General features: G+C 52.7%; 13 protein-coding genes. 5 read left to right on the plus strand and 8 right to left on the minus strand.

Annotated features, from left to right (window positions below; genetic code table 11):
* Window positions 1-94 precede the first annotated feature (94 nt).
* Window positions 95-1,699 (plus strand): MltF family protein, encoded by a 1,605-nt coding sequence (locus HZ297_RS01695; RefSeq protein ID WP_246261566.1) that lies wholly within the window; start codon window positions 95-97, stop codon window positions 1,697-1,699.
* Here HZ297_RS01695 and thiI read toward each other — a convergent pair.
* Entirely contained in the window at window positions 1,696-3,141 is a 1,446-nt protein-coding gene (gene thiI / locus HZ297_RS01700) for a tRNA uracil 4-sulfurtransferase ThiI (protein ID WP_178861244.1), read from the minus strand. The genes HZ297_RS01695 and thiI overlap by 4 nt on opposite strands.
* 183 nt (window positions 3,142-3,324) lie before the next feature.
* Between thiI and HZ297_RS01705 the strand changes: the two genes are divergently transcribed.
* From HZ297_RS01705 to panD, 4 genes are all read left to right on the plus strand, one after another.
* On the plus strand, window positions 3,325-4,296 hold the full coding sequence (locus HZ297_RS01705; RefSeq protein WP_178861245.1) for a class 1 fructose-bisphosphatase: 972 nt from the start codon (window positions 3,325-3,327) through the stop codon (window positions 4,294-4,296).
* A gap of 131 nt (window positions 4,297-4,427) precedes the next feature.
* Window positions 4,428-4,958, plus strand: coding sequence for an inorganic diphosphatase (gene ppa / locus HZ297_RS01710; RefSeq protein WP_178861246.1), 531 nt, complete (start codon window positions 4,428-4,430; stop codon window positions 4,956-4,958).
* A 150-nt stretch (window positions 4,959-5,108) separates the two neighbouring features.
* On the plus strand, window positions 5,109-7,895 hold the full coding sequence (gene ppc, locus HZ297_RS01715) for a phosphoenolpyruvate carboxylase (protein ID WP_178861247.1): 2,787 nt from the start codon (window positions 5,109-5,111) through the stop codon (window positions 7,893-7,895).
* A 209-nt stretch (window positions 7,896-8,104) separates the two neighbouring features.
* Window positions 8,105-8,494, plus strand: a complete 390-nt coding sequence (gene panD, locus HZ297_RS01720) for an aspartate 1-decarboxylase (protein WP_178861248.1) — start codon at window positions 8,105-8,107, stop codon at window positions 8,492-8,494.
* Between the two features lie 61 nt (window positions 8,495-8,555).
* On the opposite strand, the gene HZ297_RS01725 is transcribed toward panD, so the two are convergent.
* From HZ297_RS01725 to HZ297_RS01755, 7 genes are all read right to left on the minus strand, one after another.
* Window positions 8,556-9,257, minus strand: a complete 702-nt coding sequence (locus HZ297_RS01725; protein ID WP_178861249.1) for an OmpA/MotB family protein — start codon at window positions 9,255-9,257, stop codon at window positions 8,556-8,558.
* Complete coding sequence (locus HZ297_RS01730) at window positions 9,247-10,017, minus strand: motility protein A (RefSeq protein ID WP_178861250.1); 771 nt, start codon at window positions 10,015-10,017, stop codon at window positions 9,247-9,249. The genes HZ297_RS01725 and HZ297_RS01730 overlap by 11 nt, the downstream gene beginning before the upstream one ends.
* Before the next feature lie 26 nt (window positions 10,018-10,043).
* The gene (gene panC, locus HZ297_RS01735) at window positions 10,044-10,898 is read right to left on the minus strand and encodes a pantoate--beta-alanine ligase (RefSeq protein WP_178861251.1); all 855 of its coding nucleotides are present in this window, start codon (window positions 10,896-10,898) and stop codon (window positions 10,044-10,046) included.
* A gap of 25 nt (window positions 10,899-10,923) precedes the next feature.
* Entirely contained in the window at window positions 10,924-11,715 is a 792-nt protein-coding gene (gene panB, locus HZ297_RS01740) for a 3-methyl-2-oxobutanoate hydroxymethyltransferase (protein ID WP_178861252.1), read from the minus strand.
* Between the two features lie 37 nt (window positions 11,716-11,752).
* Window positions 11,753-12,259, minus strand: a complete 507-nt coding sequence (folK, locus tag HZ297_RS01745) for a 2-amino-4-hydroxy-6-hydroxymethyldihydropteridine diphosphokinase (RefSeq protein ID WP_343034747.1) — start codon at window positions 12,257-12,259, stop codon at window positions 11,753-11,755.
* 10 nt (window positions 12,260-12,269) lie between these two features.
* Window positions 12,270-13,619, minus strand: coding sequence for a polynucleotide adenylyltransferase PcnB (gene pcnB, locus HZ297_RS01750; protein ID WP_343034748.1), 1,350 nt, complete (start codon window positions 13,617-13,619; stop codon window positions 12,270-12,272).
* Between the two features lie 256 nt (window positions 13,620-13,875).
* Entirely contained in the window at window positions 13,876-14,544 is a 669-nt protein-coding gene (locus tag HZ297_RS01755; protein ID WP_178861255.1) for a hypothetical protein, read from the minus strand.
* Between the last annotated feature and the right edge of the window lie 23 nt (window positions 14,545-14,567).

The following is a 14,567-nucleotide window of genomic DNA, read 5'->3' on the forward strand; positions in this document are numbered from 1 at the left end:
GCAAAAACCCCTGCTCACAACTACGAATTCGTTTGGACAACGCCAAAGAGTTGACTAGAATAAAAAACTTCAACGACAACATGAGCGCAGCAACTTGTTAAAACATCACTTCAATCGAAGTTGGCAAGTCTGGATTTTTAGCTTACTGATCACCAGCCCGCTTTCGCTCGCCCAGCCGACCCTGCAAGCCACCCCCGGCAGTACCGGCAGCACCAATTTTACCAGCGACAGCCAGTCGATAATGGCGCGCATCAACCAACCGTTTATCGGCGACCTCGACCAGATCCGCGAGCGCCGCATTCTGCGGGTACTGGTCAGCCATAACCGCACCAATTTCTTTGAAACCAAACGCGGCAAGCGCGGCCTGGAATACGACCTGCTGCACGCCTACGAAAACTACCTGAACCGCGGACCGCGCAAAGAACGTTATAAAACCCATATCGTCTTTCTGATCCGCCCATTCAACAAGCTGTTTCCGGAACTACAGGCCGGCAAAGGCGACATGATCGCCTCCGGCCTGACCATCACCCCCGAACGGCGGGCGCGCTTTGATTTCACCGACCCCTATATCAGCAACATCCAGGAAATCCTCATTGCCAACAAAGACGCCGATCCGGTCACCCGTCTGGAGGATCTGGCCGGCAAACAGGTGCTGGTTGTCGCCAACAGCAGCTATATCATCCACTTGCAGATGTTCAACCAGTTTCTGGGGCTCAACGGATTGCAGCCGATTGAAATCCTCACCGCCGACCCGATTCTGGAGGCCGAAGACATCCTCGAAATGGTCAACGCCGGCCTCTACCCTTATACGGTGACCGACAGCCATATCGCCAAAATATACAGCCAGATCCTGCCAGACCTGAAAGTCTACGACGATATCATTTTCCATCACGGCGGTCGCATCGCCTGGGCCATCAACTACAACCTGCCCGAGCTCAAGGCGTCGCTCAACGACTTCATCCGGCACTTTGCCAAACAGGGCAACTTTCTGGGCAACAGCGTCTTCAAGAAATATTTTGAAAACACCTACTGGATCAAACAACCCCGCCAGCTTTCCGAACTCAACAAGATCGACTGCCTGACCTATTTCCTGCAGCTTTACGCGACTTTCTACGACTTTGACTGGTACCTGATCGCCGCCCTCGCTTATCAGGAGTCCAAATTCAACCAGGCCTTGACCAGCCCGGCCGGCGCTTACGGCATTATGCAGATCAAGCCGCAAACCGCCGAATCAAAAAATGTCGACATTACCGACATCCATAATCTGGAAGACAACATCCACGCCGGCGTCAAGTACCTCGCCTTTCTGCGCGACACCTATTTTTCAGGGGAGGAATATAGCCTGGAAGACCGCATCAACTTCGCCTTGGCGGCCTACAACGCCGGTCCCGGCAGAGTGCGTAAAATGCAGCGCCTCGCCGAGGCGCAAGGGCTGGACCCCTACAAATGGTTTTACAATGTGGAAGTGATTGCACGCAACACCATCGGCCATGAAACCGTGGATTACGTGACCAAGATTCAAAAGACCAAACTGGCGTTGCAAAGCTACAAGAATCTCTCGGACCGCAAAAACCTGCTTAAAGCGCAACATTTTGAAGAGTGGGAAAACACCACCGAGAACAGAGCCGCACCCGACAAGCTAGAAAGTGGCGGTGAAAAAACCGCCGAAAAAACTCAACAGGCCGGGTCTAGCCATTAAGCCTGCGGGCGATATACGCGCACATTTTCAAACCCTTTATCGCGCAGATACTGGGCGTGCAACTGACTCATCACCCCTTTTTCGCAATACAGCAAATACTGTTTGCTCTGGTCGAGTTTGGGGAACTGTTGATTCAATTCATGGAAAGGAATCGCCAGCGATTCAACCCCCGTCAGCGGCTTGGCGCGCTGCTCGGAAGAGGCACGGATATCAATCACTTGCTCGTCGTCACCCACCGCATGCACAATCTCCACCGCAGCCGCCTGATTGACATCCTCGACAATCTTATCGACCGGCAGCATAGTCGCCTGCGCCACGGCATTATCGAGCACACTGAAATCAAACTTGGCGGCTTCTCTGTGCATCCGCTCAAACGAGGCGTTAATGGTCGGGTTCTTAGAAATCACACCGCAGTATTCCGGCATATTTTCGGCAAAATGACGCGTACCGATGGCTTCCGCCATCGCCATAATATCCGGCTTATTCATGGTCGCCAGCGGACGCAGCACCAGCTTGCGTGTCGCCTCGTCAATCACCGCCAAATTGCGCAATGTCTGGCTGCTTACCTGCGCCACACTTTCGCCGGTCACCAGCGCATCGATGCCCATCTGGTCGGCGACCCTTTCCGCCGCCATCAGCATCAGACGCTTCAGAGTCACGCCCATATAACTCTCATGGGTGGAGCGAAAAATTTCCGCCACTACCGCGTCAAACTGCACGCTGACAAACTGCACGCGATGCGATGCGCCGAAGCGGCTCCACAAATACAGCGCCACCTGCTTTACGCCGATCTCATGCGCCGCGCCGCCCAGATTGAAGAAAATAAAATGGGTTTTGATACCGCGTTTCATCGTCAGATAACTGGCAATCGTCGAATCGAAACCGCCGGACATCAACGACAGCAACTCACCCTGCGAACCCATCGGAAAACCACCCAGACCGGGACGGCGCGCGGTGACGATATTAACCTCATCATTATGGATTTCGATTTCGATCTTGACCTCGGCGTGATCCAGGTCCACACGCAACGGTTTGCCGTGCGTACAAATCTCCCCGCCGATAAAACGCTCCGCTTCAAACGAGTTGAACGCATGCTGGCCGCTGCGGCGCGCGCGTACCACAAAGGTTTTGCCCTCGACCCACGGCAGCACCACCTCGACCACCTGATCGGCGATCGCCTGCAATTCCCTGCCCACGCTAAACTGCATGACCTCCAGCACCTGCTCGATCCCCGGCGTTTGCGTCAGCACGCGGCGCACCGCATCCGCCAAGGCATCCTCGCACTGCACCTCGATCTTGTCCCAAAAGCGCTTCTGTTGAATCTCCGGACTGATGCGCTGCAACAAGGTGCGCAGATTGTCGTTCAACTGGCTCACCATCTTCTTCTTGACGGTATCCCCCTTGATCATGATTTCCGGAAACAACTTCACAATAAACTTCATAACAACTCACTATGAGACAAGACCTTCTGGGCCTTCAACGTAAAAATTTTGCGGCCTATTTTAACAAGGCCGGCCGGGAGTTTTTGATGAAGTTGTACCTTTTTGGCCCGGCGTGGTAGAATTGGCGCAATTTTGTTTTCGTTAAATATCCACTTTAAAACACTTTAAGAAGAGAGCCTCTCGATGAAAAGACTAGACCAAGTATTGGCGGCAGACGGCATTCCAGCGGAACTGGAGCTGGTAATCGACCACATCATGATCGCGTGTAAAGATATCGCTTACAAATTGGGCCAAGGTGAACTAGCCGGTATTTTGGGCGCCACCGAAGACCAGAATGTTCAAGGTGAAACACAGAAGAAATTGGACGTTATCTCTAACGACCTGCTGAAAGACATTCTGGTTTCTAACCCTTACGTTCGCGGTATCGCTTCTGAAGAAGAAGATTACACGGTAGCCGGTAACGCTAACGGCAAATACCTGGTGACTTTCGACCCGCTGGACGGTTCTTCTAACATCGACGTTAACCTGTCTGTCGGTACCATCTTCTCTGTATTGGAAGCTAAAGACAACCGCCCTGGCGACGACCAGGAAGTGTTCCTGCAAAACGGCCGCAACCAGGTTGCAGCGGGTTACGTACTGTACGGCCCATCCGTAATTCTGGTCATGACAACCGGTAAAGGCGTTAACTTCTTTACGCTTGACACCAACATCGGTGAGTTCGTATTGACCAAGTCAAACGTACAAATCCCGGCCGACACGGCTGAGTTCGCAATCAACATGTCTAACCAGCGTTTCTGGGAACCAGAAATGAAACAGTACATCGACGACTGCTTGAAAGGTGAAGAAGGTCCATTGGCCAAGCGTTACAACATGCGCTGGGTAGCGTCAATGGTTGCCGAAGTTCACCGTATTCTGGTACGTGGCGGTATCTTCATGTACCCATACGACACGCGCGAGCCTTCAAAAGCCGGTAAATTGCGTCTGATGTACGAAGGTAACCCAATGTCTATGTTGGTTGAACAAGCCGGTGGTGCTTCTTCTACTGGCCGTATGGACATCATGGATGTTGCCCCTAAAGGCATCCACGACCGCGTACCGGTTGTACTGGGTTCTAAAAACGAAGTTGCAAAAGTCGTCGCTTACCACACTAAATAAGCTAAAGACCTTGCGCTTTCAAACACCCGCCTCATTGCGGGTGTTTTGCTTTAAACCGAATTCATTTGCGATTTGAAAACTCAGCAGGCCGGGTAGTTAAAACGCCTGCTCAACAGCATAAGGAAAACACTATGGGTTACGCAGCAGTTCCTGCCGGAAAAGACCTTCCAAACGACATCAACGTCATTATCGAAATCCCGGCATTCGCCTCTCCAATCAAATACGAAGTCGACAAAGACACCGACTTGGTTTGGGTTGACCGCATTCAGGGCGCGACCATGCAATATCCAGCCAACTACGGTTACATCAACCACACCCTGGCGAATGACGGCGATCCGGTTGACGTACTGGTTGTCACCCCTCATCCATTGATGATCGGTTCCGTTATCCGCTGCCGCCCGATCGGCATCCTGAAAATGACCGACGACGGCGGTGAAGACGCGAAAGTGGTTGCCGTTCCTGTCGACAAACTGACGCCAATCTACAAAAACATCAACGCTGTGGAAGACATCCCGCTGTTGAAAGAACAGATCGAACACTTCTTCAGCCACTACAAAGCACTTGAGCCAGGCAAATGGGTCAAGATCGACGGCTGGGGAGATGTTGAAGTCGCTCGCGCCGAAATTATGGCTGGTGCTAAACAGTATCAGGAAAAAGCGTAATTTTTCACGCGACCCTGACACCCAAAAGCCCCCGCAGCGGGGCTTTTTTATTGCCTGCACAGCCCCACTCTCCTAAAGACTTTCTTAACGAAACCCAATAATTCTGCTATAATCCAGATAATTTTGTTTATGGAAACCGAGAGTTAAACAATGGCTGCAGAAAAGCGAGATAAGCAACTTAGAGCACGCGTCAAATTACTGGGAAGTCTTCTAGGTGAAATCATTGAAACCCAGGTTGGCAAACCGGTTTTGGATGCCGTTGAAAAGCTGCGCACGGGTTATATTCAGCTTCATGAAAAAGAAGATCCCGCCTTGCGTGCCGAATTGACGGAATTTATCGCACAACAGACACCGGAAGATTTGATTCTCATTATCCGCGCTTTCAACATCTACTTCAGCCTGGTCAACCTCGCGGAAGAAGAGCACCAGTATTTCGAGCGCCAAAGCCAGTTGAAGTCCGACGGCCCATTGTGGGAAGGCTCTGTCTTAAAAACGGTTGAAGGCTTCAAAGAGCAAGGCTTCTCGGCTGACCAGGTTCAGTTGCTATTGAACAACCTGAACTATATTCCGGTTTTCACTGCCCACCCCACCGAATCGAAGCGCCGTGCCGTTATGGAAAACCTGCGTAAGATTTTCCTGACCTTCGGTGAATTGAACGAAGCCGAGGCCTACAACAATCCGTATGCGCAGGAAGAAGTCATCAAGAAGCTGCAGTACCAGATTCAGGTATTGTGGAAAACCGATGAAGTACGCCGTCAGAAGCCAACCGTCGAGGACGAAATCCGTAACGGTATCTACTACTTCCGTCAATCGCTTTTTACAGCCGTACCTCAGGTTTACCGTTATATGGAACGTGCTCTGGCGCGTTACTACCCTGAAGACAATATCCAGACACCAAACTTCCTGACCTTCGGCTCCTGGATCGGCGGCGACCGTGACGGCAACCCATTTGTCACGCATGATACGACCGTTCAGGCCCTGCTGCTGCAAACGCGTTCCGTGCTGTATGAATACCAGAACCGTGTGTTCGATTTGAGCCATAAATTGACGCATTCCAAATACATTACGCCTATCAATCAGGAAATCTTGAACAAAGCGACCATTGTTGACTCCGCTTTGTTGGAAAGCGTTTTCAAAAAACGCCCGGAGCGTTTCAAGGATGAGCCTTACCGCCGCTTCCTGTATCTGATTCGCGGACGCCTGCAGCACAACCTCAACTATGTGGAAGCGAAACTCAACGATACGCCGATCCCAAAGAGTCCGTTTGCCTATAATTCGGAAAACGAACTGCTGGCCGATCTGCAACTGATCCATCAATCCCTGTGCGAACACGGTGACGAAAACATCGCCAATGCCGATTTGCAGGATTTGATCCGCCTGGTACAGACCTTCGGTTTCTACCTGATGCGCCTCGACATCCGCCAGGAATCGACCGTGCACACCGATGCGGTGGCCGATTTGCTGTCTCACCTCAACATCGACTACAAGTCGCTGTCGGAAGCCGAAAAACTGGAACTGCTGGCAACCCATATCGGTTCTGCCACCATCATCGACACCCAGCACATCAAGCTCGAAAAGATGACCAAAGAAGTGCTGGACGTTTTCCATGTCATCCGCAAGATGCGCCGCGAAATCAGCCCGAAAGCCTTCAATAACTACGTTATTTCGATGACGCATGAAGCCAGCCACGTGATGGAAGTCATGTTCCTGGCGCACCAGGCCGGCTTGGCGGGATACAACGCAGGCAAACCGTACTGCAATATTCAGATCAGCCCGCTGTTCGAAACCATCGAAGACCTTAAACACATCGTTCCGGTCACCACGGCGCTGTTTGAAAACGAAACCTATCGCACCATGCTGCACGCCTCCGGCAACCAGCAAGAGATCATGCTGGGTTACTCCGACTCGGCTAAAGACGGCGGTAACCTGGCTTCTGCCTGGAACCTCTATCAGGCACAACAGTCGATTATGGCCTTGGCGGACAGCTACAGCATTCACTGCCGTCTGTTCCACGGCCGTGGGGGCACGGTCGGACGTGGAGGCGGACCGACTCACCACGCGATTCTGTCGCAACCGACCGGCACGGTGCGCGGTGCGATCAAGTTCACCGAACAGGGTGAAGTGCTCTCGTATAAATACAGCAATGCCGAAACGGCCATGTATGAACTCTCATTGGGCGTAACCGGCCTGATGAAAGCCAGCACCTGCCTGATCAAACCGGTGAAACAGGATAATCCGCATCATCTGGAAATCATGCAGAAGCTGGCGGAACAGGGTGAGCAGTGTTTCCGTGAACTGACCGACCACACCCCCGGTTTCTTCGAGTTCTTCTACGAAGCCACCCCGGTAACAGAGATCGGTCTGTTGAACATCGGGTCGCGTCCGTCGCACCGCAAAAAAGGCAATCTGTCGAAGTCGTCAATCCGCGCCATTCCATGGATTTTCGGCTGGGCACAGGCCCGCTTAACCTTCCCTGCCTGGCAGGGCACCGGTTTTGCGCTGGATAACTGGATCCAGGAACATGGCGATAATGACCTGAAAGACATGTACCAGCAATGGCCGTTCTTCAAAGGTCTGTTGAGCAATATCCAGATGGCGCTGTTCAAAACCGATCTGAAAATCGGCGGCGAATACAGCAAACTGGCGCAAGACCAGCAGATTGCGCAGAAGATTTACAGCATGATTGCGGACGAACACACGCGTGCCGTCAGCCGCATCCTGGAAATCAGCGGCAACGAATATTTGATGGCGGAAACCCCAGGTCTGGCGCTGTCGCTCAGCCGTCGTACGCCTTATTTGGAGCCATTGAACAATATTCAGGTCGTCGTCTTGAAACGTTATAAAAACGCGCAAAGCGAAGAAGATAAATCGGTTTGGCTACCGCCGTTGCTCAACAGCATCAATGCGATTGCAGCGGGTATGCGCAATACGGGTTAATCGCCTAACCACTTGTCAGTATTGCTGATTACGCAGTCACTGCCTTTGAACCCTGTCATCAGACGGGGTTTTTTGTTGGGTGTTTTTTTGATAAAAATGGGTATAATAATGCGCTAATTTAAGGTTAGCCTAATGTCGATGTTGAGTTCGATATTGGACTTAACTGTTAAACAGCGCAATCCGATTGCCTCGAATCCTATGAGAGCCGTATGCAAGTAACACTTTTAAAATGTAAATTACACCGCGTTACCGCGACTCACGTCGAACTGGACTATGAAGGTTCGTGCGCGATCGACGGCCACCTGATGGAAGTCGCCGGGATCCGCGAATACGAGCAAATCCAGATTTACAACATCAATAACGGTGAACGTTTCACCACCTATGCGATTCGTGCGGAAGATCACAGCGGCATCATTTCAGTCAACGGGGCGGCCGCCCATAAAGCCAATCCGAATGACCTGCTGATTATTGCCACCTACGCCACCATGAGCGAGGCGGAGGCTGACCAATTCAAACCCAAACTGGTTTATGTGGACAGAGAGAACAATATCACGCACACGCGCAATACCATTCCGGTACAGATGAAGAAAGCGGTTTAAGACCAGATTTCCCCATCCGCGTCAAAAGCCCATGTAACCAGTAGGTTCATGGGCTTTTTTATTATTGCGCCGAAAAGATCAACACATCCACCCGGCGGTTCTTGGCGTAGTCGGCTGGTGTGTCGCCATTTGCCAGCGGCTGGTTGTCCGCCATGCCGACAATTTCAGCCTGTTCGGGACGGATAATCCCCCGCTCGATCAAACTCGACACCACACTGGCTGCACGCGCGCTCGACAACTCCCAGTTGGACTTGAAACGCCCGCCCAACACCGGCGTCTTGTCGGTGTGACCGACCACTTTGACGGTCATATTCTCTTTTTGAAACCCCTTGAAGCGCGCCAGCATTTCGACGAAATCGGGCTTTAAATCGGCGCTGCCGGGCGCAAAGGCAATCTGCTCGGGAAAGGTCAATTTAATGCCGTTTTTCTTGGGATCAAAATCCATCTTCACATCCGCATCCTGCAGCTCCTTGGCAAAGGTCTGCAGCAAACTTTCATACAACGGATAGAGTTCCACCTGGCTTTTAGGCGTGTCGCCGGAGCTGTCCTGTTGAGTTTTTAACGAGTTGAAATAGGCTTCCTGCTGCGGACTGAGCGTAGACGAGTGGCTTAACGCCTCCCTCAGCGATTCGACCGTGGCGCGATATTTGGGAACCTCGAGTGTGGACATCGCAAACAACAGCACAAAGACCGCCATCAACAGCGACATCAGATCGGCAAAGGTCACCAGCCAGGAGGAGCCGCCGCCCTTCTTACTCGCCATCAAGCTCGACCTTCTGCTTTTTGCCGGACAGATACGGCTTAAGCAAATCGCGCATGACCGCCGGGTTAATGCCCTGCGAAACACAGGAAACCGCCTCGATAATCATCTGCTGGCGATAGGATTCCTCCTGCGCCCAGGATTCGATCTTATCGGCAATCGGCAATGCAAACAGATGCGCTATCATGGCGCCGTACAGCGTCGTCAGCATCGCCACCGCCATAGCAGGCCCAATGCTGTTGGGATCGCTCAAATTGGAGAGCATCTGAATCAAACCGACCAGCGTGCCCATCATGCCGAACGCCGGCGCCGCCTCACCAATCGCACGGAATACGCCGGCGCTGGTTTCGGCACGCTCAATCAGCACCCGGTTCTTTTCGCGCAGGGTCTGCTTGACCAACTCCGCATCATAACCGTCCACCAACATGCGTACTCCGTCGCGGAAGAAGTCATGATTGATCTCATAATTCTCCATGGCCAACACCCCTTTTTGACGGTTGAGGCGCAGCAGGTCCTCGGTAATCGCAATAAAGGTTGGCAGATCCCTGATTTGCTTATCCGACTTGAGCACACTAAACGACATGCCAATGGCAAAGAGGTTTTCTTTCATGGAAAAGCGGATCATAGTCGCGGCGATGGTACCGCCAAAAACAATCAACACCGAAGGCACATTGACAAACAGCGCCAGAGACGACCCCATGGCCATCGCCACCAAGACAATCGTAATGCCGGAAAAGAAACCTATAAGGGTCGAAAAGCTCATCTTATGTCCAGAGTGGATGACGCGGATTAAGCGGCAGTGATCAGAATATTGTCTAATAAACGCGTGGAACCCAAACGGGCCACGGCTAAAATGGCGAACTCGCGCTGATCAACGCTTGCGGGAGCCAGGGTTTGCGGATCAACCACACGGATATAATCGACCTGATTAAAACCTTCTCGCAACAACTGTTCAGTTGCCGCCTTTTCCAGGTCGCTAAAATTACGATTACCGGAAGACAAGGCTTGAGCGATATCATGCAAGGCCACATACAATTTCGGAGCAATCTGGCGTTGCTTTGCATCAAGGTACTGATTGCGCGAACTCAATGCCAGGCCATCCACATCACGCGCAATCGGCGCGCGGATCAGCGTAATCGGCATGGCCAAATCCTCCACCATGCGCTCAATCACGGCAAACTGCTGAAAATCTTTTTGACCGAAAATCGCGATATCCGGCTGCACGATATTAAACAACTTGCTCACTACTGTCGCCACACCGTCAAAATGCCCAGGACGGGTCGCCCCCTCAAATACAACGGTGATGTCATCGGCCACTACCACACGGGTCTGGGTTTGCGGGTGCGGATACATTTCCGCCACGGTCGGATAAAACAGCGCATCGGTGCTGGCCAACTGCAGTTTAAGGCAGTCGTCTTCAAAGGTGCGCGGATAGCGTTCAAAATCTTCATTGGGGCCAAACTGCAACGGATTCACAAAAATACTGGCAACGACCTTATCACAGCGTTCGCGCGCCATCTTCACCAGACTCAAATGGCCGTCATGCAGGTTCCCCATGGTCGGCACAAAACCGATACTCAAGCCCTGCGCTTTCCAGTCGCCGATCTGTGTTCTTAAGGCCGCAATCTGTTCAAAAATCTGCATCTCTCATACCCACTCAAAATCGTTATCAGGCCATTTCATGCAGGGCTTGCGGAAAATGCCCCTGCTTGACTGCCGCCACATAATCGGCCAAGGCCTGCTGAATCGAACCGCCTTCCTGCAAAAAATTCTGCGCAAATTTGGGCGTCTTGCCGACGGTCAATCCCAACATGTCGTGCAACACCAACACCTGCCCGCTCGTTTCTTTGCCGGAACCGATGCCGATGACCGGTATGCTTAAATTCGCCGTTATTTCCGCCGCCAGGGCGCTCGGCACACATTCCAGCACCAGCATCTCGGCACCGGCTGTTTGTAACGCCGCCGCCTCTTCCAACAATCTTTCCGCAGACGTCTGGTCCTTGCCCTGCACCTGATAACCGTATTTCTCGACCGATTGCGGCAATAGCCCTAAATGCCCGCAGACCGGCACGCCCATCGCCGAAAGTGTTTCGACCATCGGCAATACACGTTGCCCGCCCTCCAGCTTAACCATATTGGCGCCGCCCTCTTTCATCAGCCTGCCGGCCGCATGCAATGCGGAGTCCAGAGTCGCATCGGCCATAAAAGGCAGATCGGCGATACACCACGCTTTGTGGTTGCCGCGCTGCACCATCTGCGTATGATAGACCATCTCATCCAAACTCACCGGCAAGGTCGTCGCATGCCCCTGCACCACCATGCCGAGCGAGTCGCCCACCAAAATGACATCCACACCGGCTTCGGCAATCCAATGCGCAAAGCTCGCATCATAGGCGGTCAAACAAACCAGCTTCTCGTCCAGCTGCACCATTTTTTTAAGTTGAGAGAGTGTTTTACGCATCGGTAGTGACTTCTTGTATACGATTGGCAGCGTAGGATTACGCCGTGTGATTGGAATTTGAAGCAACCCAAGGCACCACAAAGGTCTGCTCGAGTTGGGCAATTAACGTCTCAACGCGCCCCATTCCCGGTATAACCCGGCCTGGTGAGATTTCCGCGAGCGGCAACAACACAAAATCCCGTGTCGCCATCTCCTTGTGCGGCACCGTCAGTTCCGGCGTTTGAATAGATTGGTCGCCATACAGCAGGATATCCAGATCGATGCAGCGTTCGCCCCAATGGCGCTTTTTGACACGCCCCTGCGACTGCTCTATCTGCTGCAAGGCCTGCAGCAAGGCGTGCGCAGACAGATCGGTTTCGAGCAGACAGACTGCATTCATAAAATCCGGCTGATCCTGGGGGCCTTGTGGTTTGGAGGCGTAAAAATGCGACTGCTGCAGCAAGCGCGTAGCCGGCAAAGCCGCCAGGGCCTGCAGCGCTTCGCTTAACTGCCGCTCCGGGTGATCGAGATTACTTCCCAGGCCGATATAAACGCGCTCAGACACCGCAGCTTCCTTACTCGTCCGCCTGACCTTGCTGGCTGCGCTTGCGCAGGAAATTACGGTTGCCGGGCTTTCTGCGGCGTTTGGCCGGCTTGCGCTCCACCGCATTGGCAAAGGCGACCTGCTCCACCGGGTCTTTTTCCTGATACTCTGTCCACCAGTCAAACAGCTCGGCAAACTGCGACTCGCCCGCCGCCACACGCACCCCTAAAAAGTCGTAAGCCGCTCGGAAACGCGGATGTTCCGTCAACTTTTGCGCACGCGCGCCCTGACGCTTCGGCAAACGGTATTGCAAATTCCAGATGTCACGCATCTGCGCGCTGAAACGTTTGGGAATGGCGGTGGCGCGTACCTGCTGTTCGAGCACGTCATTGGCTGCCGCGTACAAAGCGTCCTGATGAGTCATGCCGCTGTCCAGATGCGCCTCCTTGCGCACCTGCATCGGCTCCCAAAGCATGGCGGAAAACAGGAAGGCCGGATTGACCGACTTGCCTTCCTGAAGGCGTGCATCGGTGCTTTTGAGGGCTTCAACCACCAACATGCGCGGAAAACCTTCCGACTCCTGCTCCAGGGTTTTTTCCGTCAACGGGAAGAGATATTGAAACAGATCATAGTGGCGCAGCTTTTCAAACACTTCCACACCGACGCCGCTATGGAAGAGTTTTAACACCTCTTCAAACAGACGGGCATTGGAAACGTCTTTCAACTGCTGACCCAGCGACACAATCGGCGCTTCAGTCGCCGCTTCGATTTTGAAACCGAGCTTGGCGGCAAAACGGATGGCGCGGATAATACGCACCGGGTCTTCGCGGTAACGGGTTTCCGGATCACCGATTAGACGCAGCTGACCGGCTTTGATATCGGCCATACCGCCGACATAGTCGATGACGCTGAAATCGTGGATGTTGTAGTAAAGCGCATTGACGGTGAAATCACGACGCCAGACATCCTCATCGATGCTGCCATAAACATTGTCACGCAACAGGCGACCGGTATCGTCCACCTCGCGCGCCAGCCCGCTGGCTTTGCCGTTGCGGCCAAAGAAATCGCGACGCTGCTCACCTTCGCCGTGGCCGCGGAAGGTGGCGACCTCAATAACGGTGCGTCCGTAACGCACATGCGCCAAACGGAAACGTCGGCCAATCAACTGACAACGGCGTTTAAACACCTCGCGAACCTCTTCGGGCTCGGCATTGGTGACCACGTCGAAATCCTTGGGTTCCAGCCCCAGCAGCAGGTCGCGCACGCAACCGCCAACCAGGTAGGCCTCATAACCGGCGCGCTTTAAGCTGTACAGTACATCCAGCGCCGCTTTGTCGATTTGACTGCGCGAAATGCCGTGTTCCTTGCGTGAAAAAACCACTGGCTGACCAGGTGAGGCGGCCGAGGCCGTTTGAAGAGGATTTTTGGGGCTTGTAAAAAAAGAGGTGATTTTACGAATAATGCGTTGCATAGAGTGCCAAAAATGAGGGTCAGAAAATAAGCCCCCATTTTAGCGGCTTTTTGTCGTAGTTCAAAGCCTTACCTTGGGTTAGCGACTTTCAGACGTGATATTGATAAGATTCAGATGCGCTTAAGCAGGAATACACCCTTGCACAAGAGCGGATGACCCGGCCTGTTCAGATTATTTTTTCATAAATTTGCGGCTCGCCAACCAGCTCTTTTTCTTTTTCGACACACAATGCCAAGAGTTCTTCCAGAAACGAACCGAAGAAAGGGCATGAAAGTTCCTGTTTTGAAATCGCCTTTTGAATATCCAGATACGAACCGGTGAGCGAAAGCGATTCCACCCCGTATTGGCGCAACTTGCGCAGATTCATGTTGAGGTAGCGGTCGAGCTTCTGGGCGCAACGGGTATTTTCCACCCGCTGCAGAATACGGCCGATCACGTCCTGCGTTAAGGCTCTGAAGCGCATCTCGTTGGCGATCTCAAATACCTCGTGATGACAATTGGTCAAGCGGTAGTGGGCGCAATGGTCGCTGAAAAACTTCACCGCAATGGTGTATTCCGACGGAATGCCGTGGGAGTTATTGGGTGAATACCAGTTTACCTCGCCCTTCACCACCGTTCTGACCACGAGTTTATCGCCCAGGCTCTGCATGGTTTTGAGCGCCATCAATTTGGAGAGGCGCGTTTCCTCGCTCATGGCTTGCTTTATGCCAACCGTTCCCCAGTTATACTGCTGCGGATTTTTTTGCTGATTATAGGCCGCAATCAAATCCTCGCGACTGACAAACTCCAGATAGTCACCGCTGTCATCCTCGAAAACACGAAACAGATAAATCACTGAATTTATTCCTTTATTGGTCA

Origin of the sequence: Thiomicrorhabdus cannonii, assembly GCF_013391695.1 — a bacterium.
Classification (GTDB): Bacteria; Pseudomonadota; Gammaproteobacteria; order Thiomicrospirales; family Thiomicrospiraceae; genus Thiomicrorhabdus; species Thiomicrorhabdus cannonii.